Consider the following 23,215-nt stretch of genomic DNA (forward strand, 5'->3'; position numbering starts at 1 on the left):
CATGACTATCTTTAGCGTAAAACACAGCCCGTTGCTCCGGCAGCCTGAATATCTGTTACCCCGCGACCGGTTAAAAGAATTGATCGGCAAGGTGACCGATAACCTGATCAATATCGAGGATCGCACCGGCGAGTTTTTACTGCGCCTCGACGACGGACGGGTCATCGACACCAAGGGATGGGCCGGGTGGGAATGGACGCACGGCATCGGCCTGTACGGCATTTATCAATACTACCAGCAAACCGGCGACGACCGGATGCGGGGGATTATCGACGACTGGTTCGCCGCCAGGCTGGCGGAGGGCACGCCCACCAAAAACGTGAACACGGTGTGTCCGCTGCTGACCCTGGCCTACCGCTATGAGGATACCGGCAATCCAGCCTGGCGCCCTTACCTGGAGCGCTGGGCGGAATGGGTGATGTACGAGATGCCGCGCACCGAAAAAAACGGGTTGCAGCATATCGTCTATAACAATGAAAACCATCAGCAGCTGTGGGACGATACGCTGATGATGAGCGTGCTGCCCCTGGCGAAAATCGGCAAATTGCTCAACCGGCCGGAGTTCGTGGCGGAAGCAACCTATCAATTTTTACTGCATATCCAGTACCTGATGGATCGTGAAACCGGGCTGTGGTTTCACGGCTGGAGTTTCGCCGGCCGGCATAATTTTGCCCGGGCGCGCTGGGCGCGCGGCAACAGCTGGCTGACGGTGGCCATTCCGGAATTTATCGAGTTGCTGGATTTGCCGGAAAAGGACCCCACGCGCCGCTATTTGCTCGAGGTACTGACCAGCCAAATCGACGCCCTGGGAAAATGCCAGGATGAGAGCGGCCTGTGGCATACGCTGCTTGATGAGCCGCAGTCGTACCTGGAAAGCTCAGCCACCGCCGGTTTTGCCTATGGCATACTGAAGGCGCTGCGCAAACGCTACATCGACCCGCGCTACCGGGCAATGGCGGAAAACGCGGTGCGCGGCGTCATCGGCCGCATAAACCAGGACGGCGAGTTGACCGATGTGTCGTTCGGCACGGCGATGGGCAGCGAGCTGGAATATTACCGCCAGATCCCCCTGACGTCCATGCCCTACGGCCAGGCCATGGCCATATTGTGCCTGACGGAGTATTTGCGGGTCTATATCTAAACCCGGCCATCGCCGCTCGCTTAGGCAAACTCCGCGGTATTATTCTCAAAAGAAGCAAATAACGTTGACCGGCTGCCGTCGCGAAAAAAGGCGCGCAGCCCGCTCAACGCGATATCATAATCGTTGAATAAAAAAAGCTTGTGGATGACCCTTAATGGCGGCCATCGTGTCCTTAGCAACCCCGCCGCTATAATGATCTGCGACAGGCTAAGCACGGGGACGGCATCGCCCGGCGTCCCGGCGGTGCGAGGGCGCGCGCTTTTCCAGAGCTGATGTAATTGCGTTGTCAGCCTGTTATAAATGACATCGGCGTATGTATCAGCGCTGGAGACCATATCATAATGCCCTTGGTCATTCACAGAGCATTTTAGTATACAATTAAGCCAGATAAGTTTATTACTGCCTTTGAGCACAGCCGTTAATTCTTGATAATAGCTGTCTATATTATTGTTTAGTGCGAAAATAATATTCACACAGTTGGCCTCGTCCAGCTCTTCGGTAATATGCCCGCGCATGCAGACCTGGCCCGCCAATTGTTTTTCCTGCGACGGCGTCAAATCTTTCATCGCTATCGCCGGCGGCGCCATGGACAGCACAATGGTGGCACCGTCGTCCCTGTCGCCTGCCGCCCAAGCCCCCGCGCCCGCCATAGGATCAAGATACGCCCGCTCGGTGGAAAAAGTCTCGATGCAAGAGCCGGTGCATTCACGGAAAACCCTGATGGCGTCGGCAAAATCCTCATGGGCATACATAACGTCGATGCAGCGCCAGCGAAGATGCGTAAATCCCTTATCGGTTAATAACCGGCTGATGACATATTCCGCCAAAAGTCCGCCGGCACCCAGTGAAATCAGGGTTAGCGGCTGTTGCCTGGGCAAGTCCATGGCAATGATGCGATCGACCAGACAGCGGGTAAAATGGATGCGCGCGCTAAGGGAAGCGGTATCGGCATGTTCAAACCAGCGCATGCCGTGATAAAGGCGATATGCGCCGTAGCGGCAGGGCTGCACATAGGTCTTCAGGATAAAATGATCAAGCGAAAAGCGAGGCGTTTCCGGCGGCCCATCATCAACGGCGTGCAGGCAGGCCGCCTCTCCCAATACATGGCCGGTTAATAACGGATCTGGCATGGCGTAGTCATCCTTATCAGTACGCAACAACGCGTTAGTGGATAGCTATGATCACTATGTATGGGTAATAAACCTAGTCCCGAATCGGCAAAGACTGCATAACGAAAAGCGGCCGATCCGTTGACGCATGCCCCTGATCACCATATAGTTAGCAAACTACCTAATTACATACTAACGATAGCGATGACTATGCCGAAAACCCGCGCGCAGGCGCTGATGGCGATGACCATGGCCCTGGGCCAGCTACAACGGGCCTATCGGGCCAAGGCGGATAAACTGGTCGCGCCGCTGGGACTCTCCTCCGCCATGGCCTGGCCGCTGGTGCTGATAGGCCGTCATCCCGAAGGGATACGTCCCGGCGGGCTGTCGGAAGAACTAGGGATCGAGGGCCCCTCCCTGGTGCGCTCGCTCAACCAACTGGTGGATGCCGGGCTGGTGTTGCGCCAGGACGACCTGGTGGACAAGCGCGCCAAGGTTCTGCACCTGACGCCGGCGGGCAGCGCTATCCAGATACGGATCGAGGCGATGCTGAACGACTTTCGCGCCACGCTGTTCGAGGACGTGCCGCAGGCGGACATTGACGCATGCCTGCGGACTTTTTGCCTGCTGGAACGGCGGCTGGGTATCAACGGATCTTCGTCCCTGGACGACGCGCTAATCAACACGCCGGCCTGATGACCATGACGTTGCCTGCCTTGAGGCTGTTTTCCCGCGCGGAAATGATTTATTCGCTGAAAAGCTTTACGGCGGCGATGATGGCACTCTATTTGTCCAGCCGCGCCGGGCTGCCCAATACCTTCTGGTCGATGATGACGGTCTATGTGGTCAGCCAGCCGCTGGCCGGCATGGTGCGATCGAAGGCGGTCTACCGCCTGTGCGGCACGTTTATCGGCAGCACCGCCACGGTATTTATCATTCCCGCCCTGTCCAACGCGCCGGTGCTGCTGGTGCTGGCCATGGCGCTGTGGGTCAGCGTCTGCCTGTTTATTTCCCTGCTCGACAGAACCCCGCGCTCCTACGCCTTTATGCTGGCCGGCTACACGGCGGCGCTGATCGGTTTTCCATCGGTACAGTCCCCGGATTTGATCTTTAATACCGCCATCACCCGGGTGGAGGAAATCTGCCTGGGGATTTTATGCGCCACCCTGGTACACAGCGTGGTGCTGCCGGCAGGCTTGACGGGCAGCGTCATGGGCCTGCTGGACAAAACCTTAACCGATACCCGGCGCTGGCTGAAGGATATTTTTTCCGCCCCGGCGCCGCTTCCCCCTACCGCAGGGGAGGACGGCGCCACTTCCGCGGCGCGCCTGCGCCTGTCGGTGGATATTACCCAACTGCGGCTGCTGGCCACCCATATCCCGTTTGATACCGGCAATCTGGCCTGGACGACGGGCGCTATGCGTACCATGCAGGACCGGGTGGCGGAACTGATCCCCACGCTCTCCGGGGTGGAGGATCGCCTGCAGGCGCTGTATCGGGCGGAAGGCGGCTGGAGCCCCGATGTGCTGGCGGTGCAACGGCAAATCAGCGCCTGGCTGGCGGCCAACGAACCGCTAATGGCCGGCGTCGAGGTCCGGCTCACCCCGGCGGAGTATCACGACCAGCGCCTGGCGCTGAGGGAATCGGCAACACGGCTGGAATCCGGCGGTAATCACAGCCCGTGGTCGCGGGCGTTGCGCATTTCGCTGGTCAGCTACCTGGAAGAACTGGTGATGAAATGGCAGGAGTGCATAGTGCTGCGCCAGGATATCGCCACCGCCATGCGGCTCGGCGTCATGCCCAGGCGCCGCCTGGCCGCCGTCGGCAACCGGGTGCTGCATCGGGATCTGGGCATGGCGCTGCTTTCGTCGCTGGCGGCCTTTATCGCCATCGGCCTGTGTTGCGTGTTCTGGATCCAAATCGGCTGGGCCGACGGCGCCACCGCGGCCATGATGGCGGCGGTGTTTTGCAGCTTTTTCGCCGTCATGGACGATCCGGTGCCCGCCATCAATAATTTCCTTAAATACACCTTCCTGTCGGCTCCCATATCGGCGATTTATATTCTGGTGCTGCTGCCCGCGGTACATGACTTCGGCATGCTGGTACTGATATGCGCGCCGCTGTTCCTGGTGCTGGGCTGCTACAGCGCCCGCCCGGCCCTGCTTATGGTGGCGCTGCCGCTGCTGTTCGGCGTGGCGGGCACCCTGTCGCTGCATGATACCGCCCATGCGGACGTCACCAGCTTTATCAACAGCACCACCGCCCAGTTATTGGGAACCTTCGTGGCGGCGCGGGTAACCCGGTTATTTCGCTCGGTCGGCGCCGACTGGAGCGCGCGCCGTATCCGCCGGGCAATACGCCGCGACCTGGTGGCGATGGCCAGGGGCGTAAAAGCGCAGCAGCTGCAAATTTTTGCCGTCAGGATGATCGATCGCATCGGCCTGCTGGTGACGCGCATCGCCCAGGGCGAAACCAACCGGCACCATAGCGTCGCCAGGGAAACCCTGCGCGATCTGCGCCTGGGGGTGAATATCATCGCGCTGCAGCAGGCGCGGCGGCATTTTCCGGCGGTGGACTTCGGCGCGCTGCTCGCCCAGTTGTCCCAGTTGTTCCGCTCGGCGGAAAACCTGCCCGCCGTGTCGTTGCATCGTGCCGTCGACCAGGCGCTGGGCACGATGCTCGACATGCCGGAACCCACCCCGCAGTGGCGCAGCGCCATTTCCGCCCTGGTGGGGCTGCGCAATAACCTGTTCCCCGACGCCCCCGTCGCCCTGAACGTTAAGGAGGAGGCGCCATGATTGGCGAAGCCAGTTTTTATGGTCTCTTTTTCCCCTGGCTGATGGTGCTGGCACTGGCCGCGCTGGGGCTATTCTGGGCGGTACGGCGCCTGCTGGCGATGGGCGGTTTTTATCGCTGGGTCTGGCATCCGGCCTTGTTCGATATCGCCGTTTATTTCCTTTTACTTTATGGGATTACCCATGTCACGTATCTTTTGCAGCGATAACCTACGATGAAATCCGACACTTTTGCCTTACGTTCGCGGCAAGCGATCCGCGTATTGATTACCCTGCTGGTGACGCTGGCGGCCATTTGGGCGGTATTGCAGCTATGGGATCATTATGAACTGGCCCCCTGGACCCGGGACGGCCGGGTGCGCGCCAACGTGGTGCCCATCGCGCCGGATGTTTCCGGCCTGGTGACCGAGGTGGCGGTGCATGATAACCAGCGCGTGGCGGCCGGCGCATTGTTATTCGTGGTGGATCGCAGCCGCTATGAACTGGCGGTGCGGCAGGCGGAAGTCGGCCTTAACTCCCAGCGCATCGCCATCGCCCAGGCCCAGCGCGAGGACAAGCGCAATGCCCAGTTGGGCACGCTGATCCCGCAGGAGGAACGGGAACGCACCCGCACCCAGCTCGACCAGGCGCAAAACGCCCTGGCCCAGGCCGAGGTCGCGCTGGACAGCGCCCGGCTGAACCTGCAGCGGGCCCAGGTGCGTTCGCCGGTCGACGGCATGGTGACCAATCTTGATCTGCGCCAGGGCAGCTATGCCACCACCGGCAAACCGGTGATGGCGCTGGTGGATACCGGATCGTTTTACGTCGAGGGTTATTTTGAGGAAACCAAGCTGCCGCGCATTCACCTTGGCGATCCGGTCCGGGTTATCCCCATGGGCGGCAATGGGCCGTTCAAGGGTACGGTGGAAAGCATCGCCGCCGGCATTGCCGAACGCGATCGGCTGACCGGCGATAACCTGCTGCCCAGCGTGAACCCGACCTTTAACTGGGTAAGGCTGGCGCAGCGTATCCCCGTACGGGTGAAAATCGGCGCTTTAGCGCCGGATCAGCGGCTGGTGGCTGGCGAGACGGTTACCGTGGAGGTGGCGGGGTCGTCCAGCGGCATCATTAACCTCCATCCCGTCGCGCAAGGACGCTAGCCATGCCGATGCAAGCCATGATTGCCGGATATCAAAAATTTCCGTTCGGGCCGGCCTGCGCCATAGTGCTGGCCCTGGCCGGCCTGAACGCCTGCTCGTTACAACCGGTCGGGCCGGACTACCGGGCTCCCGCATCAACGCTGGTCACCCGCGCCGGCAGCCTGCCGCTGGTGGATGAAAAAACGAACGCCCCGGCGCAGGCCGGAGCCGCGCCGGCCAGCGCCCAACCGCTGCCGGACCGCTGGTGGCAGCTTTACCGGGATGCCAGGCTTGACCGCCTGGTGGCCCAGGCGCTGGCGCGTAATACCGATCTGCGTGTCGCCATGGCCAATCTTGAGCGGGAGCAGGCCTTGCTCAGGGAAGCCGGCAGCGCGCAAAATCCCACGCTCGGCGTTAACGCCAGGCCTTATTACGGCCATCCGTCCGGGCTGTCCGAATTGCAGCCGGGTTATGTGCCGGATAACGCCTGGCACTACGACAGCGGCCTGAACTTGTCCTATCAGCTGGATTTGTTCGGCCAGATCCAGCGCGCCATCGAGGCCGCCAACGCCGACAGCGAGGCGGCCCGGGCGGCCCTTGATCTGGTCAGAATCAACGTGGCGGCGAACACCGCCCGCGCCTATGCCGAGATCTGCGCCACCGGCCTGCGGCTGCAAACCGCCCGGCGTTCTATCGACCTGCAGCGTCAATCGGTGGCGTTAACCGGCCGGCTGCTACAGGCGGGCCGCACCGGTGAACTGGATACCGTACGCGCCCGCGCGCAGTTGCAACAGCTCACGGCTACCCTGCCGCCACTGCTGGCCCAGCGCCAGAACGCGCTCTACCGTCTGGCCACCCTTACCGGGGCGCTGCCGCAGGATTTTCCGCATGATGTCGCCGACTGCGTGACGCCGCCCCGCCTCAGCCGGCTTATCCCGATGGGGGACGGCGCCGCGCTCCTGCGCCGCCGTCCGGATATCCGCCAGAACGAGCGTCAGTTGGCCGCCGCCACCGCCCGGGTCGGCGTGGCGATGGCCGATCTCTATCCCAAAATCACCCTGGGCCTGGCGGGCAGCTCCGCCGGCTTGATGAACGGCATCGGCGAAAAAGATACCTATGGCTGGAGCCTTGGACCGCTGATTTCCTGGACGATCCCCAATAATGGCGTGGCGCAGGCGCGCATCGCCCAGTCCCAGGCGGCCACAAAAGCCAGTCTGGCCCGCTTTGACGGTTCCGTCCTGACCGCGCTGCGGGAAGTGGAGACCGCCCTGAATAACTACGCCCGGGAACTGGACCGCTACCAGGCGCTGCGCGCTGCGGGTAAAGAAACCCGTGACGTGGCGGAAAAAACCCGCCGGCTGTACGCCAGCGGCAAAATAGGCTATCTGGATGTACTGGACGCGGAACGCAGCCTGGCCGACAGCGACGCCGCCCTGGCGCAGTCGCAGGCGCAACTGGCCGACGATCAGGTGATGCTGTTCCGGGCGCTGGGCGGGGGCTGGGAAACAGCGCAGGGCGCGATAAAATAGAGGCGCACGCCCTGCCGCTAAGGGGTATTGATAAATTCCACCTCGACGGGCAAATGCGCGGGGCGCTGCTTAATCATATTCTTGCTAACGTCGATAAGCTCCAGGTCACGCGGCACGTTGGTCATAATGGCTTTCAATTTATTGTCGGCGATGAAAATCTTTTTTATGCCGGCGGGCAAGTTTTCAGACAGGGACTGGATATGGTTTTGGTTCAGGTTGATCAGCCGCAGCCCGGGCGGGAAGTGGGTGTTTGCCAACGTGGTGATATCATTATGCTGTAGCCCTATAAACCTTATTTTAGGTGGCCAGGTTGGCGGCAGTTCCATGATAAAGTTGTGGTTTGCCGACAAGGTAATCAGCGTTGGCGGCAATAGCCGCTGTATATCACTTATCTGGTTGTTATTGAGTTTCAGATGCAACAACTGGCTGAACTGCCATTGCTGGGGTATTTTGTTGATTAAATTAAAGCTAAGATCCAGATTGGTTAATTTGTGCGGTAATACCGCCATTCCCTGCGCTAAAATATTATTCGCGGCGCTGAAAATAGTTAACGTCTCCGGTAACCGGGGCAACTCGGTCAGAAAATTATGGTCCAGGTAAAGACTTTTTAATTTCAGCTGGCTAATGTCGGGTAACGTGGTTAATTCATTATTATTAAGTTTTAACGACATCAATTTCCCATGGCTAATCAGGTTGACCATATTAATCTCGTTATAGCTGACGTCAAGTTCGGACAAGTTCGGCGCCTGCGTGGCGGGAAGTTTTTGTAACTGGTTGTGATGGACGATAAGGGTTTCCAGCTTATCCGCCTGCACCCGGGGTAACAGGCTAAAACGATTATGGCTGATATCCAGGTGCGTTAAATTGGGCAGCGGAACGCCTTGAAAGTGTCGCAGCTCATTGTGGCTAAGCTTCAGTTTCACCACCTGTGGCGGTAATGCCGTGGGTAAAGACCTCAGGCCCAACCCCCTTAAATCAAGTTCCTTCAGGTTATCTCGCAGGCAGAACTGCAATGTTACCACCGCATTGCCGCGCTGTTCGTGGCTGCTCCCGCCGGCTGCCCATCGATGCCATATGTCATTGAAATGGGCATGTTCTTTTGCCAGGAGCAAATCGGATTGCCGGGGAAAAAGCGCCAGGACGCGATGAGCGTTATCCGCTGCAGGAGAAGCAAGGCCGGTATGGCTTAATGTCCCCGGGTAGGAAGGACCCAGGATACGCTGTTGCATAGCAGGCGGCAGGTCAAGAATGCGACGCCATGTCACCGGCGCGGCGTTTTGCAACATCTCGCGCCCCCGGGCCGTTAATACCCCGTCCGGGCTTACATAGCCCCGCCATTGGCGCACAGAAATGCGCCACCGCGCGATAAGGGCCAGGGTAGTGGTCGGTAATGGACCGATGGCGTTTTCCACCCATGCCGCCAGGTGTTGGGCCGTGACCCAGGCATAGGGCTGGCCGGAAGATGCGGCGGCGAATGCTTTCCCCGCCCCCGGCGCGCCCCGCCCGCCCATACCCTGCTCCAGAATGTTTCGCAACCGTTTGGCCATGGGCAAAGGTATCGCCTGCAATATATTGCCAAGGGCCAACTGGTATTTTTTGCCGAAGGCTTCGCCGGTCTCGGGATTAAAACGGACATAAACGTCCTGGCCCGCCAGCTTATCGCCCCCGAGTTTTACCACCGGCAGTTCCTTGTCCAGCCCCGCCAGCCGAGCCATTATTACCGGTGTAGCGGGCGGCGCCATTACCGGCGGTAGACGCTGTTCAAGCCCCAGGCGTATTTTTTGCCATACCGGTAGTCGGCCGTTCATGAATTCGGCGATGGAGACCAGCTGTTTAAACGTCCGGGCGCCGGCGAAGCCCGCCAGTTCAACGCCGGGATCCATGGCCCTGATGGCCGTCAGGCCAAGCGAAATCATGGCCTGGCGGTTCAGCTCGCGCGACGCCGGCAGCACGGCGAAGTGGACGACATCCGTTCCGGCCCGGCGCAGCGTTTCCCTGAATGACGCGCGCACAACCAGGGCGCCGAGGCTGGCGCGCAGGGCAACTATGCCGCCCATGGCGCCGCGTTGTGCAAATCGGGCCGATAGCGCCACGCCCTGCCCAGCCAGGGGAACCAGGGAAAACGCGTCCGTCAGGCAGGGGATGATCGCCTCCCTGCGCCCTTCCTCGAGTCCCGTTAAGCAATCATGAAACGGAACCAGTGACAGCAGGAACTTTTGTGTTTTTTCCCATGACGTTTCTTCAAAACCGAATTGATGCAATTGGTCCATCAGCCGCTGCTTATGCCGCATGACCAAATTTTCGATCAACGGCCCCAGCGTATCGCCGGCACTTTTCATCAGCGGCGCATTGACGGCCTTCTCATAAATTTCCAACTGATAGTCCGGATCTTTTCTCGCCGTCGTGGGGTCCGTCATCAGCGCATAATAATGTGCCGTTATCTTATCCACGCGCTCAAGGCTATAACCCGCCTGCGAGGGTCGCAGGGCAAAAATCCGTATTTCGCTCCCCACGGACGCGGCCAGCAGGTCTACCTCGGGCAATAGCGCGATGGAATAAGCGTGTCGGGGAATATGCCTTGCGCCCATGAGATGCTTCAGGCTTTTAAAGGCGCTGAATTTTGCCGATATTAACCTCACCGCTGCGCCGGCGATAAATTCAGACGCCACCGACGCCCGATCCTCCAGCAACCGCGACAGCATTAATGCGTCCACCACGGCGTATTTAGCGGCAATATCCTCATTTTGACTCTGGAACAGCGCCGTAGCCTGCGCCAGATCCGGCGACAATGCGGTACGGGTTTGGTATTTCCCCAGCGCCGAGAGTAAAATTTCCGCCGGATTATGGTCGTTTTTATATTTTTCGCCGGCGGCAAAGAACGCCTCGAGGGCAACAGAGGAGGCATTCGTCCCATGGAAGATATTTTCCACCTGCCGCTCTGTCGCCGGCAACCTTTGTTGCCGGCTATAAAAAATCCTGGCCGGCGCGTCAAATAAAAACAACACTTCGGCATCAATCACCGCGGCGCTTAGCATCTCTTCCAGCGAATACCCTAGCTGGAGCAATTCTTCTTTCGACAGGAGAGAACCGTCCAGCGCCAGGCTGTCGGCATAACGCAGCCCGGCATGCAAATAGACCCATTCCACGCTGCCAACATCCATGCCGGCAAAAGGCGCGGTTTCGTTATAAAACCGCAAGGTCGGCATGTCGGCAAAGACCACATTGTCCAGGATATAGCGCTGGGCGGATTGGCTTAACGCCTGGCCCGCGTCCGGGGAAGCCGCGTCCTCTTGCGCCGTGGCGGGGGCCGCCAGCTCAGCTTCGATGGCGGAAAATAGGTGCCTTATGGCCGTGCGCGAGGGGGGATTTTCATCGTCGCCGGACCTGTCGCACACCAGGGCGCGGGCAATAAACTCGCCGATGCCGGGTTTAAAGACCACCGCATCCAGCCACTGGCTGAAAATACGCTGCTGCTGTTTTTCAGATAATAGCTCCGCGCGATATGATCCAAAATCACCCGACGGCTTGCTCAGTTCCCTGGCCAGGCTGGGTAATATGCCGGGATTATCCTGTAAAGAATCAATACATCGGTTGATCAAGGGGTAAATATGATTGGCGACATCGTCAACGGCGGCGAGACGTTCTTTTATCAGCCACGCCGTAATCCGGCGGGTTTGGGCTTTCACTTTATTGGCCGCCGGATCATCCACGCCGGACGGGCCGCGCAGGTTTATGCCATGATCATGCCTGGTTTTTAATGCCGCATGCCGACGCTGGCGCCGCGCGAGCGTGGAGCGGCCGGCGATTACGTCACCGCGCCCCATTTCGGCGTCGCCGGATTTTATCCACGCCGGGTTGACCATGGCGGGCAATATGCCCCCCTCACCCGCTTTCGCATCGGTTCGGGCGAGAATAAGGCTGGCGTGCCAATAATGGCGGCGATCGCCGGCGTTCCCCGTCTGGCGTTCAGCGGCGAGCGGGGCAGCCGGCGATACCGGCGAATGTGTGTTCTTTTTATGCGCCGCCGGCGGCAAAATGCGGGTCGACGTATGAGCCGTGATATTCGTTATAAATAGCAAACTTTGCAGCAGCAGATCCGCGCGCGCGCGTTTAAGCGGGTCGCCGGGGTGCTCGGATAAATAGCGAATGATTTGACGCTGATATTTTTGATCCGCAACGGTAATGGCGGTTTTATTATGATAAATACCAATGCAATTTCTGCTGGCAAGGGGACATTGCGGCATAATTAACTCCGGCAGCGGACATTAAAGAACCTTGGGATATTGATTATAACAGGGGGGAACCTCAATATTACCTAGCGGGACACTGTAAATGACGTGATTTCATTATCAGAGCCCATAAATAAAAATATTATATTTGTTTTAATGAAAGTAGTGTGAAGATAAGTAATTAATAAAATACCTCCCTAAGACGCTTCACGCCGTCATTCGCCTTTTACTGGCATCGGCGCGGCGCATTGATATATGCCGCGCGCCGATGCCTGCAAATATTGCACCAGGCGGGAGGCGCTAGGCTTTATTCGCCTCGTTTAGGCGCTTGCGACGATTCTCGCCCTGGCGCTCCAGCATCCAGCCGGGATATTCCGCCGGCAGGGCGCTGACCTTATCCAGCCGGGCCAGTTCATCCGGCGACAGGGTGATGGCGGTGGCGGCGATATTGTCTTCCAACTGCTCGATTTTTTTCGCCCCGATGATAACGCTGGTCACCACCGGCTGATGCAGCAGCCAGGCCAGGGCGATCTGCGCCACCGACACCCCTTTGGCATCGCCGATTTCGCGCATGACGTCAATACAGTCATACGCGCGTTCCTTATCAACCGGCGGAAAATCAAAGGTGGTGCGGCGGCTGCCTTCCACCCCGGCGGTATGGCGGTCGTATTTGCCGCTTAGCAAGCCGCCGGCCAAGGGGCTCCAGGTCAGCAGGCCGACCTTCTCGCTTTGCAGCAACGGCACCAGTTCCCGTTCCAGGTCCCGGCCGGCGATAGTGTAGTAGGCCTGCAGCGATTCAAACCTCGCCAATCCCAGGCGCGCGGAGATGCCCAGCGCCTTCATGATCTGCCACGCGCTCCAGTTTGAGACGCCGATATAACGCACATGCCCGTGCTGCACCAGATTATCCAGGGCATACAGCGTTTCCTCGATTGGCGTGGCAGGGTCGAAGCCGTGCACCTGGTAGAGATCGATATGATCAAGCTGCAGGCGCTTCAGGCTGGCCTTCACGCCCTCCATAATATGAAAGCGCGACAGTCCCGAGGAATTCACGCCCTGGGTGCCGCTGGCGCCGAAGACCTTGGTGGCCACCACCACGTCTTCCCGCGCCACCTTCAGGTTTTTCAGGGCCTGGCCGGTAATGGTTTCCGACCGGCCTTCCGAATAGACGTTGGCGGTATCGATAAAATTGATGCCGGCGTCCAGGGAGCGGCCGATAAGCCGTTCGGCGTCCGCCTGCTGCAGGTTGCCGATCTGTCCCCACATGCCGCCCTCGCCGCCAAAGGTCATGGTGCCCAGGCAGAGCTCGGAAACAAATAAACCGGTATTGCCGAATGTGCTGTAACGCATAATTCCTCCGAAAAAAAATCTCCCCGCCGTGGCCCGCCGCAACATGGACATCCGTGTTTAAATTAAACAAATGCGACGCGCATCAGCGGCAGGCACGGCAGGGAGGGAACAGAGAGGGGATGGATAACAGAACGCGGGGCCGGTGGTAGCGCGCCTACGCTTTGCCGATCCTGAGTATAGACCAGATTAATTTATACCGGATCACGCCGGTAAGCATGGCGGTTTAAGTAACTTTTTGTGTTTTTGTCAGGGGCGGTGCCGGCAGTGTGACGTCGATCCCTCTATTTTCCTTATTAATGACTATTCTGAAAATACTTTATATTCAATAGAATATATTTACCTGCATATAATTGGCATCGGTTTTTTTAGGAAAATATCAATGAAAAGAACACTCCCCGGTTATGCCCTTGGCCTGCTGGCGCTGCAATGTGCCATGTCTTCCGCCCCCCTGCGGGCAGCCGAAAACAACGCCCGGATCCCCGCGGGTTATACCCTGGAGCAAGTGGTGGCGCTCAGCCGCCACGGTATCCGCGCGCCGCTGGTGAATTATGGCGACGCGCTGGCGGAAGCGACGCCGCAAAAATGGCCGGTATGGCAAACCGACGGCGGACTGCTCACCCCCAAGGGCGGCGAAGTGGAACAACATGTCGGCCGCTATTTCCGGCAATGGCTGGCGCAAACCGGCCTGCTTCCCAGGGAGGGTTGCCCCGCGGACCAGCAGGTGTTTATCTATGCCAACAGCCTGCCGCGCACCATTGATACCGCAAAAGCATTTATCGCCGGCGCCTTTCCCACCTGCGGCATTGACGTTACCCATCAGGCCGCCGTCGGCACCATGGATCCGACGTTTAATCCGATCATCACCGCCGAGGTGACCGATAGCTTTAAGCAAAACGCGCTGGAATCGGTTAACCGGCACGCGGGGGACGGCGGCATCGACGGCCTGAACCAGCGGCTGCAGCCGAACTACCGCCTGCTGGAAACCGTATTGGATTATCGGCAAAGCACGGTCTGCCTGCGGGACCATACCTGTGATCTTGCCGCGCAACCGTCGTCGGTGACGCTGACCACCGGCAGGGAACCGGGCATCAACGGCCCGCTGCGCACCGCCACCGGCGCCACCGATGCGTTTATGCTGCAATATTATGAAGGCTTTCCGCTTAAGGATGTCGCCTGGGGCAAAGTGACCACCGATAAGCAATGGCGACAGTTGGAGACAATTAAAAACCTGTACCACGAAACGCTGTTCGGCTCGCCGGCCATCGCCGCCAATGCGGCCAAGCCCCTGCTGGGCTTTATCGCCGGCGCCCTGGATGTCCAGCCGGCGGCGGATGCCAATCAACAGGCCGCGCAGCGGGCGAAGCTGACGGTGCTGGCAGGTCATGATTCCAATATCGCCTCGCTCCTGGCGGCGCTGCGCACCGGCGATTATCAACTGCCGGGCCAGTTTGAACGCACCCCCATCAGCGGCGCCGTGGTATTTCAGCGCTGGCACGACGCTCGACACAATCGTGATCTGATGAAAATCGAATATGTGTATCCCACCGCCAGGCAAATTCGCAATACGCGTGCGCTGTCGCTTTCCGCGCCGCCGCAACGTGTCACTCTACATATTGCGGGATGTCCGGTGGATGCCCGCGGGTTCTGCCCGATGGCGCAGTTCAAACAGGCAGTACTCAAGGATTTACAGGGCTGACGCCGCAGGCGCGGCGGGAGGCAGTCACCCGGCGCCGCCCGGTGGCGCGGCGCCGGGATCGGTTTTAAGGGGGTAAGCATCATGGAAAACGCCAGACGCAAATCAACCGCGCCGCTGCTCTATGTTATCCGCAATCAACGCCTCACGCCCCCACCGCATTTGCTGGCCGGCGAGCGGGTGATCCTGTTTGACGGCGAATGCGTGTTATGCCAGCGGCTGGTGCGTTTTCTGATCCGCGCCGACCGGCGCAAAAAAATCCATCTGGCCACGGTGCAATCGCCGGCCGGCCAGGATCTTCTGCGCTGGGCCGGATTGCCCACCGATAACTTCAGCACCATCGCCTATATCGCCAACGGCGAGGTATCGACCCGCTCGACGGCCTTTTTCGCCGCCCTGGCCGAGCTTGGCTGGCCATGGCGCGCACTGCTGATCCTGCGTTTTTTCCCGCAGGTGATCAAAGACGGCATCTATAACGCCGTCGCCCGCAATCGCTATCGCTGGTTCGGCAAGCTGCCCGCCGGCACCCCGCCCCCCGATGACGGCCAGGGTCGTCGCTACCTGGATCACGGCAGGGGCTGAGGTGTTGCGCTTTACCCGTTGCCATGGCTGAACCCGGGCGCCGTAATGTCATAACAAGTTACCGGCATTAACATCCGCGCGCACTATTTATGAAGGATACCTTTGTAGTTTACCTGTATATCTGCTATTCATTCCGTTATGAAAACCCAATTGCTACCCAACGATGCCGATGCCGCGCGTACCTTGACCCTGGTCAGGGATTTTCGTGTCCTGATCGGCCAGCTGAAACGCCGGCTGCGCGAGGAAACTCGGCCGGGCGGACTGACGCCGGCGCAAACTGCCGTTATTATCCGCCTGGAGCGCGAGGGCCCCATGACCGTCACCGGCCTTGCCCGGTGCGAGGGCATGCGCCCGCAATCCATGGGCGCCACCGTGGCCGCCCTGCAAACGGCCGGACTGGTCGGCGCCACGGCGGACCCGGCCGACGGACGGCAGACCTTGCTCTCATTGACCGACGCCTGCCGGCAGTGGGTTGCCGACAATCGGGCGGCCCGGGAGGACTGGTTGTTCCAGGCCGTGCGGTCCAAATTCTCGCCGCAGGAACAGCGGGAACTGGCCAACGCGGTAGCATTGCTTCAACGCCTTGTCGACGACCCGCGCCCATGACCGGCCCAGGCGGTACGGCCACGGGGATGTTCCGTTCATTACGCAATGTCAATTACCGGATATGGGCCGGCGGCGCGCTGGTGTCCAATATCGGTACCTGGATGCAGCGCACCGCACAGGACTGGCTGGTGCTGACGCAACTTACCCATAATAACGCCACCGCCGTCGGGGTGGTGATGGCGCTGCAGTTTGGCCCGCAGATCCTGCTGCTGCCCCTGACGGGATTCGCCGCCGATTATGTCGACCGGCGAAAACTCCTGATCGCCACCCAGGCGTCCATGGGCATCTTGGCTCTGGCACTGGGTCTCCTGACGGTGACCGGGTTGGTGCAGTTATGGCACGTCTATGTATTTGCGTTCTTACTGGGCTGCGCCACGGCGTTCGACGCGCCGGCGCGCCAGACATTTGTCGCCGAGCTGGTGGCGCAAGCCGACCTGCCGAATGCGGTAGCGCTGAACTCCACCTCGTTCAACACGGCGCGCATGGTCGGCCCGGCCCTTGCCGGGATACTGATTGCCGTGGTGGGATCGGGCTGGCTGTTTCTTATCAATGCCGCCTCCTTTATCGCCGTGCTGGGCTCGCTGCATGCCCTGCGTCACGGTGAACTGTATGCGCGCGACCGGACGATGCGCGCGCCGGGAAGCTTCGCCGGGGGATTTCGTTATGTCTGGGCCCGGCCGGAACTCAAGACCATCCTGCTGATGATCTTTTTAATGGGTACCTTCGGGCTGAATTTCCCTATTTTTATCGCCACCATGTCGGTCAGCGTATTTCATACCGGCGCCAGCCAGTACGGATTGTTAACCTCGACGATGGCATTTGGCTCGGTTATCGGCGCGCTGCTCGCCGCCCGGCGCGCCACCACCGGCATCTCACTGCTGTTCACCCATACCCTCATCTTTGGTCTCGGCCTGGCGCTTGCCGCCGTTATGCCCAATTATCTGCTGTTCAGCGTCATGCTGGTGTTTATCGGCGTGACGGCGCAAACGTTAACCACCTCGGCAATCAGCCTGATGCAACTGACCACCGAACCCGCCATGCGCGGGCGCGTTATGGCCATTTTCCTGGCCATCGCCCTGGGCGGCACCCCCATCGGCGCCCCGGCGGTGGGCTGGGTGGCCGACAGGTTCGGCCCGCGCTGGGCAATGGGCATCGGCGCCGCCGCGGGACTGGCCGCCGCGCTGGTCGGCATGTACTACTTGGTTAAATATCGTCACCTGCGCGTGCGTGTCGAACAGCGGCGCCTGCGCTTTATCCTCGACGACGATCCCCTGGCCGCGCCGCGTTAACCCGGCCAACGCGTTTAGCGTACCTCGCCATAACCCACCGGCGTCCAACGGTATCCCTGTTGCCCGTTTTCGCTGACATAACCGATGCCGGGAAAGGTGATATGGGCGCCGGCAATCAGTGTTCTCTGATGCGCCATCAGTTTTAACAGGCCGGCACGGGTTTTCACCGCCTGGGCGCCGTCGGCGTCAAACCCCACCGCCAGCTGCGGATGGGCGAACTGCAGGGCGGAGTAGTGCACGATGTCGCCCCAGAAAAAAATACGCTGCCCGCTTTGTTCCAGGACAAAACCGCTGTGTCCCGGCGTATGGCCGGGCAAGGCAATGGGCTGCAGGCCGGGGAGCAGGTCTTTGCCGGCGGTAAAGGTTTTCAGTTTGCCTGCGTCTTTCAGCGGCGTCAGGATATCCCGCGCGCGCTGGAAACCCGCCTGCTGCGCCTGCGGCGCCTTGGCGGCCCGGCTTGCCGACAGCCAGTAGTCCACCTCCGGCTTAGCCGCCCAGACGGTGGCGTTCGGATAGGCCGGCCTGCCGTCGGCGGTCACCAGCCCGCCGATATGATCGCCATGCATATGGGTTAATAAAATAGTGTCCACTTGCTCCGGTGCGTATCCAGATGCCTTCAGATTGGCCATTACCTGACCGAAACCCGGGCCCAGCAGTTTGCCGCCGCCGCTGTCGATCAGGATCAGGTGTTCGCCGGTATTGATCAGAAAGCTGTTAACCGATCCGTTAACCACCTTGGGCGCGTCGCCGTCCACTTGCGCGACATAACGTTGCAATTCTTCAGGCGTGGCGTTTTTAAACAGGGTCAGGGGAAAGGTGGAGCTGCCGTCATACAGGGCGGTGACTTCCGCATTGCCGACCATAATCCGATAGTAGCCCGGGGCCTGGCTTTTGATCTGCGGCGTGGCGGCAGCCCACGCAAACGGCATCATTGCCGCGGCGCAGAGCAGGATAGCGGCGCGGGTAACGGCTTTAATCATCATGATAAGTCCTCCGGCGATGGGTTCAGGTAGTGAGAAGCCTTCCTACCTTACCTGCAATCGCTCACTTTTACATCAATATCATGACTAATCAATGCCCTATCCCTATGCCGGCGTGGCTTAGCGTGGGCCGACATCCCTAGGGAATACCGGCTTGCCATGCTGCCCAACGGCGCGCCTGCCGGGTGTACGGGCAACTATAGCCGGAAGGCCGCCCCGGTAAAGCGCCATGCGCGTGTTGCCTTCGCTACTGCGCCCGCTGTTGATGACTGGAGATAAACTGCCGGAAACGTTCGGACGGGTGGTGATTAAATAATTCCTCCGGCGTGCCCTGCGCCTCGATAGCGCCCTGATGCATAAACACCACTCGATTGGAAACGCCGCGGGCGAAACCCATTTCATGAGTGACCACCAGCATGGTGCGGCCCTCCTCCGCCAGCGCCCGCATGACCTTGAGCACCTCGCCCACAAGTTCTGGATCGAGCGCGGAAGTCGGCTCATCGAACAACATCACTTCCGGATCCATGGCCAGCGCGCGCGCAATGGCGACCCGCTGCTGCTGGCCGCCGGACATCTGGGACGGATAATAATTGCGGCGATCATATAACCCCACTTTCGCCAGCAGCTGTTCGCCCCGTTCGATACAGAGCTTGCGCGTTCGTTTCAGCACATGCTGTGGACCTTCGATCACATTTTGCAGCGCGGTCATATGGGGCCAAAGATTAAAATTCTGGAACACCATTCCGAGCCGGGCGCGGATCTTATCAATCTGGCGCCGATCGGCGGGCTGCTGATGCCCGCGCCGGTGTCGCTTCATGACGATGGTCTCGCCGCCAATGGCCACGGTGCCTTCATCCGGCGTTTCCAGCAAATTGATGCAGCGCAGAAAAGTGCTTTTGCCGGAGCCGCTGGCGCCCAATAGGGAAATCACCTCGCCCTGGCGCGCATCCAGCGATATGCCTTTTAATACTTCCTGGTCGCCAAAGGATTTGCGAATGCCGATCATCGACAGGGTTATGGGGGAAGGCATACGGCGGCTCCATCAGAAAATAACGCGAAGGTGGGACTTGTATAGACAAGAGCAAGCAATTACAGGGCCAATAATGAGCACAAAAAACACTCATGGTAACCGTATGATTAATCATGTTATTCGTGGATTTTTTCCAGGATGGCAAACGTACGCGGCGGCCATACTTCCGCTTTTGGTGCAAGAGAGGGGAGGAATGCACTACGGTGAGGCCCGGTCATAACGCATTGCGGCTCAGCGTGGCCCAAATGCCGCTGATCGGCCGCGCATCATGGCCCGGACGTTGAAAAAGGGCGGAGCTGCCCGCTCCGCCCTATGCGCTGCCGGTGCAAGCAACGCGGTTCCGTCAGCTCATCTGGCGGTCGTCGACATACTTACGCTTATCGGGAGGCGGCGGAAAATACTGGTACAGCCAGGTTTCGCTCAGCACATTGCCGCGCGTGCGCAGGAACATGCGCAGCTCCACCGGGTCAATCGAATCGCTGTCCGGCGTCCAGTCGAACAGGATACGATACCCGTCCATCGGTTCGACAAACAGGATCTCGATATTATCGATCTTGCCGCGCGTGGGGGTAATCACCGGTTCTATCCCCTGGGACGCTGCGGCCTTGATGTCGCCGCCGACAAAATCGATGGCGAAGCGGCGCGCCCAGGTGGCGGGATAGTGCTCGCCCGGCGCCCAGCCTTCAGGGAATCCGCCCATGCCGGTACGGGTGGCCTTAACCCGCGCCAGGGGACTGCTGACCGGCGGTTCGCCGCTCCAGTACAGACGATAGCTGAAGCTGAGCTCTTGCCCGGCCTGGATAGGCTCGGCGGGTTGCCAAAAGCAGACGATATTGTCCAGGGTTTCGCCGGTGGTCGGGATCTCCAGCAGGTTGACCGACCCTTTGCCCCAGTCGCCCACCGGCTCTACCCACAGGCTGGGCCGCTTATTATACCAACCGATCACATCCTGGTAATTGTCAAAATCATGATCGAGCTGCAGCAGGCCGAACCCCTTGGGATTTTCATCAAGGTACTCGTTAAACTGCAGTCGCTGGGGATTATTCAGCGGGCGGCAGATCCATTCGCCGTTGCCGCGCCACATCGCCAGGCGATCGGAATCGTGGATTTGCGGATGGATGGTATCGCAGGTGCGCCGTTCGTTGGTGCCGCAGCTGAACATACTGGTTATCGGCGTCACGCCGAGCTGCTTGATGGCCGTGCGGGCATGGATATGTTTCTCGATATCCATTACCACCCGTTCGGCCTCGCAATGGATGACAAAACGATAGGCGCCGGTGGCGCTGGGGCTGTCGAGCAGCGCGTACAACGTAAAGGTGGTATCGGCGGGCTGCGGTTTATCGAACCAGAAAGCGACAAAATCAGGAAATTCTTCCCGTTGATCGGTAAAGGTGTCGATGGCCAGCCCGCGCGCCGACAGGCCGTACTGATAGGTATCGTCCACCGCGCGGAAATAGCTGGCGCCAAGGAAGGAAACCACGTCGCGTCGGGTCAGCTCCGGCGCCTTATTGACTTTAAAACCGGCAAAACCCAGGTTATCGCGCCCCTGGAGCTGAGCGGTGTCCACCCCGGCGTTATGGTAGTTAAACAGCTCGGGCCGAAAATGGATCTCCTTGGCCAGATGGGCCTGCGGATCAACGGAATACATCCGCACCCGGCGCTTGAATCCCATGCCGACATGAAACAGATGCACATCCAGCTGACGGCCGGGGACGTCATGCCATAGCGAATGGTTGGCATCGTACTGGATATCGTTATAAGCCTGGGGAGTCAGTTCGGCCAGGGTCTTCGGCAGTTCTGCCGGAGGACCGCCAAAGGCCTGCCCCGCCAGATTGGCGGCCATGGTCTTCAGCCTGGAAAAATCAAACGCGGTTGCGCTGCCGTCGGCGACGGTGTCGGCGGCCTGCGCCGAGCGCACGAATAATGATGCCATGGCGGGCACGCCGCAATAGGCGGCCAGGGCCAATGAAGCTTTGATAAATGATCTTCGTTCCATGCCGGAAAAGGTTCCTATGACTGGCAGTATAGTGACCGCGCGGAGCCGTGCGCCGACAGGCGTCGCGGCGGGCTTCGGGCACTCGGCTCCTCCCGGGTTCGACTTTTTCGACAGCGGGCGGGATAAAAAATTCCACGGAAAAAAATTACAGCGCCAATGAGTTTACGGGAAATACGTCGCGGATGCGCGGGTTGGGCAAAAATATCTCTCTGCTTTGGGGTTAACGTAGCCATGAAGATAAATGAGACTTGGATCACTTTTTAAACCCCGGCGGCAATGTTAATAAAATGTTTTTGATTGCATGGGTTATTAATTATGTCTTCACCTGACTCCCACGCCGGGATTCACCAGGCCGGCATCATGACCGTCTTTCGCGTCACCAGCGGCAACTTCCTGGAAATGTACGATTTTATGGTCTTCGGCTATTACGCCAGCGCCATCGCCGCGGCGTTTTTCCCGAATAATAATCCGTTCGCCTCGTTAATGATGACCCTGATGACCTTCGGTGCCGGGTTCCTGATGCGCCCGCTGGGCGCCCTGGTGCTTGGGGCCTATATCGACCGCCACGGCCGCCGCAAGGGGCTGTTGCTTACCCTGGCGCTGATGGCGTTCGGCACCCTGACCATCGCCTGCGTGCCCGGCTACGCCACCCTGGGCGTGGCGGCGCCGGCGCTGGTGCTGCTGGGACGCCTGCTGCAAGGGTTTTCCGCCGGCGTGGAGCTGGGCGGCGTATCGGTTTACCTGGCCGAGATCGCCCCGCCGGGCAAGAAGGGCTTTTATGTCAGTTGGCAATCCGCCAGCCAGCAGGTGGCGGTTATCTTTGCCGCCCTGCTCGGCGTGGCGCTGCATCATCTGTTTGGCGAGGCCGTCATGGCGGCCTGGGGCTGGCGGGTACCGTTTTTTATCGGTTGCCTGATTGTGCCGGTGCTGTTCTGGATCCGGCGCATGCTGGAGGAAACCAATGCATTCAAACAGCGCCCCCACCATCCCCATACCGCCGATATCATGCGCTCAATGGCGGAAAACTGGCGGCTGGTGCTGGTGGGCATGTTTATGGTGACCACCACCACCGTGGCGTTTTATATGATCACCGCCTTTACGCCCACCTATGGCAAAAGCGTGCTGCATTTCAGCGAGCAGCAAAGTTTTATCGTCACGATGTGCGTCGGCGTTTCCAATCTGTTCTGGCTGCCGGTCATGGGCGCCATGTCGGATAAAATCGGCCGGCGGCCGCTGTTGCTGGCCTGTAGCGCCCTGATGTTGCTGACCGCTTATCCAGTGCTGCACTGGCTGGTGGTCGCCCCGGCGTTCGGCCGGCTGATGATGGCCCAGCTGTGGCTGTCTTTTCTCTACGCCAGCTATAACGCCGCCATGGTGGTCACGCTTGCCGAAGTCATGCCGGCCGACGTGCGCGCCACCGGTTTCTCCATGGCCTACAGCCTGGCGACGGCCATTTTCGGCGGTTTTACGCCGGCGGTTTCCAGCTATCTCATCCATGCCAGCGGCGATAAGGCCATGCCGGGGGCCTGGCTGTCGCTGGCAGCGCTGCTGGGCCTTATCGCGGCGCTGTTGTTGCCGAGGATGCGTCGCTACGGCGCGGTGTTCCGACGTGCACGGGCCATGCCGGCGGGCGTGGGACAAAATGACTAGCCGGGGCCAAAATGCGGCGGTACCCTGTTTTGCTTATGGCGTCGATAAGAGAAAGCGGCTACCCGGCGCGGAATTTCTGCATTATGCTGAACGCCTGATGTATTTGATTGACAGGCCG

The 23,215-nt window shown here is 59.7% G+C and carries 17 protein-coding genes; 11 read left to right on the plus strand and 6 right to left on the minus strand.

Annotated features, from left to right (window positions below; all coding sequences use genetic code 11):
• Position 1 precedes the first annotated feature (1 nt).
• Positions 2 to 1,141 (plus strand): glycoside hydrolase family 88/105 protein, encoded by a 1,140-nt coding sequence (locus ACL2XM_RS18535; protein ID WP_413731359.1) that lies wholly within the window; start codon positions 2 to 4, stop codon positions 1,139 to 1,141.
• Between the two features lie 20 nt (positions 1,142 to 1,161).
• On the opposite strand, the gene ACL2XM_RS18540 is transcribed toward ACL2XM_RS18535, so the two are convergent.
• A complete protein-coding gene (locus tag ACL2XM_RS18540) occupies positions 1,162 to 2,271 on the minus strand; it encodes a hypothetical protein (protein ID WP_413731361.1) in 1,110 nt (369 codons plus the stop codon).
• A 189-nt stretch (positions 2,272 to 2,460) separates the two neighbouring features.
• Here ACL2XM_RS18540 and ACL2XM_RS18545 point away from each other — a divergent pair, with 189 nt between their 5' ends.
• Genes ACL2XM_RS18545 through ACL2XM_RS18565 form a run of 5 tightly spaced genes read left to right on the plus strand, consistent with a single transcriptional unit; the run spans position 2,461 to position 7,692 of the window.
• Positions 2,461 to 2,946 (plus strand): MarR family winged helix-turn-helix transcriptional regulator, encoded by a 486-nt coding sequence (locus tag ACL2XM_RS18545; protein WP_410012302.1) that lies wholly within the window; start codon positions 2,461 to 2,463, stop codon positions 2,944 to 2,946.
• Positions 2,947 to 2,951: 5 nt separating this feature from the next.
• On the plus strand, positions 2,952 to 5,048 hold the full coding sequence (locus tag ACL2XM_RS18550; protein WP_413722019.1) for an FUSC family protein: 2,097 nt from the start codon (positions 2,952 to 2,954) through the stop codon (positions 5,046 to 5,048).
• Positions 5,045 to 5,254 carry a DUF1656 domain-containing protein gene (locus ACL2XM_RS18555; protein ID WP_410012304.1) on the plus strand — a complete coding sequence of 70 codons (210 nt, stop codon included), beginning with the start codon at positions 5,045 to 5,047 and terminating at the stop codon, positions 5,252 to 5,254. Before ACL2XM_RS18550 ends, ACL2XM_RS18555 begins: the two co-directional genes overlap by 4 nt.
• Before the next feature lie 6 nt (positions 5,255 to 5,260).
• On the plus strand, positions 5,261 to 6,184 hold the full coding sequence (locus ACL2XM_RS18560) for an efflux RND transporter periplasmic adaptor subunit (RefSeq protein WP_410012305.1): 924 nt from the start codon (positions 5,261 to 5,263) through the stop codon (positions 6,182 to 6,184).
• Between the two features lie 2 nt (positions 6,185 to 6,186).
• Entirely contained in the window at positions 6,187 to 7,692 is a 1,506-nt protein-coding gene (locus ACL2XM_RS18565) for an efflux transporter outer membrane subunit (protein ID WP_413728941.1), read from the plus strand.
• A gap of 17 nt (positions 7,693 to 7,709) precedes the next feature.
• On the opposite strand, the gene ACL2XM_RS18570 is transcribed toward ACL2XM_RS18565, so the two are convergent.
• Together ACL2XM_RS18570 and ACL2XM_RS18575 are read right to left on the minus strand one after the other, a co-directional pair.
• Positions 7,710 to 11,936 (minus strand): hypothetical protein, encoded by a 4,227-nt coding sequence (locus ACL2XM_RS18570; RefSeq protein WP_413731363.1) that lies wholly within the window; start codon positions 11,934 to 11,936, stop codon positions 7,710 to 7,712.
• A 285-nt stretch (positions 11,937 to 12,221) separates the two neighbouring features.
• Positions 12,222 to 13,271, minus strand: coding sequence for an aldo/keto reductase (locus ACL2XM_RS18575; protein WP_410012308.1), 1,050 nt, complete (start codon positions 13,269 to 13,271; stop codon positions 12,222 to 12,224).
• Positions 13,272 to 13,650: 379 nt separating this feature from the next.
• On the opposite strand from ACL2XM_RS18575, the gene agp reads away from it, so the two are divergent.
• The 4 genes from agp to ACL2XM_RS18595 all read left to right on the plus strand — a co-directional run bounded on the left by agp (position 13,651) and on the right by ACL2XM_RS18595 (position 17,441).
• On the plus strand, positions 13,651 to 14,967 hold the full coding sequence (agp, locus tag ACL2XM_RS18580) for a bifunctional glucose-1-phosphatase/inositol phosphatase (RefSeq protein ID WP_413722016.1): 1,317 nt from the start codon (positions 13,651 to 13,653) through the stop codon (positions 14,965 to 14,967).
• 81 nt (positions 14,968 to 15,048) lie between these two features.
• Complete coding sequence (locus ACL2XM_RS18585) at positions 15,049 to 15,546, plus strand: thiol-disulfide oxidoreductase DCC family protein (protein ID WP_410012311.1); 498 nt, start codon at positions 15,049 to 15,051, stop codon at positions 15,544 to 15,546.
• 138 nt (positions 15,547 to 15,684) lie between these two features.
• The gene (locus ACL2XM_RS18590; protein WP_410012312.1) at positions 15,685 to 16,152 is read left to right on the plus strand and encodes a MarR family winged helix-turn-helix transcriptional regulator; all 468 of its coding nucleotides are present in this window, start codon (positions 15,685 to 15,687) and stop codon (positions 16,150 to 16,152) included.
• 26 nt (positions 16,153 to 16,178) lie between these two features.
• Positions 16,179 to 17,441 (plus strand): MFS transporter, encoded by a 1,263-nt coding sequence (locus tag ACL2XM_RS18595; RefSeq protein WP_410012313.1) that lies wholly within the window; start codon positions 16,179 to 16,181, stop codon positions 17,439 to 17,441.
• Between the two features lie 14 nt (positions 17,442 to 17,455).
• Here the strand turns inward: ACL2XM_RS18595 and ACL2XM_RS18600 are convergent, their stop codons facing one another.
• The 3 genes from ACL2XM_RS18600 to ACL2XM_RS18610 all read right to left on the minus strand — a co-directional run bounded on the left by ACL2XM_RS18600 (position 17,456) and on the right by ACL2XM_RS18610 (position 21,447).
• Positions 17,456 to 18,424, minus strand: coding sequence for an MBL fold metallo-hydrolase (locus ACL2XM_RS18600; protein WP_413722013.1), 969 nt, complete (start codon positions 18,422 to 18,424; stop codon positions 17,456 to 17,458).
• Between the two features lie 244 nt (positions 18,425 to 18,668).
• Positions 18,669 to 19,451 carry an ABC transporter ATP-binding protein gene (locus tag ACL2XM_RS18605; protein ID WP_410012315.1) on the minus strand — a complete coding sequence of 261 codons (783 nt, stop codon included), beginning with the start codon at positions 19,449 to 19,451 and terminating at the stop codon, positions 18,669 to 18,671.
• A 343-nt stretch (positions 19,452 to 19,794) separates the two neighbouring features.
• A complete protein-coding gene (locus ACL2XM_RS18610) occupies positions 19,795 to 21,447 on the minus strand; it encodes a glucan biosynthesis protein D (protein ID WP_413731364.1) in 1,653 nt (550 codons plus the stop codon).
• 315 nt (positions 21,448 to 21,762) lie between these two features.
• Between ACL2XM_RS18610 and ACL2XM_RS18615 the strand changes: the two genes are divergently transcribed.
• Positions 21,763 to 23,097, plus strand: coding sequence for an MFS transporter (locus ACL2XM_RS18615; RefSeq protein WP_413727248.1), 1,335 nt, complete (start codon positions 21,763 to 21,765; stop codon positions 23,095 to 23,097).
• Positions 23,098 to 23,215 lie beyond the last annotated feature (118 nt).

This window comes from Sodalis sp. RH20, from assembly GCF_047324205.1.
Lineage (GTDB): Bacteria > Pseudomonadota > Gammaproteobacteria > Enterobacterales > Enterobacteriaceae > Acerihabitans.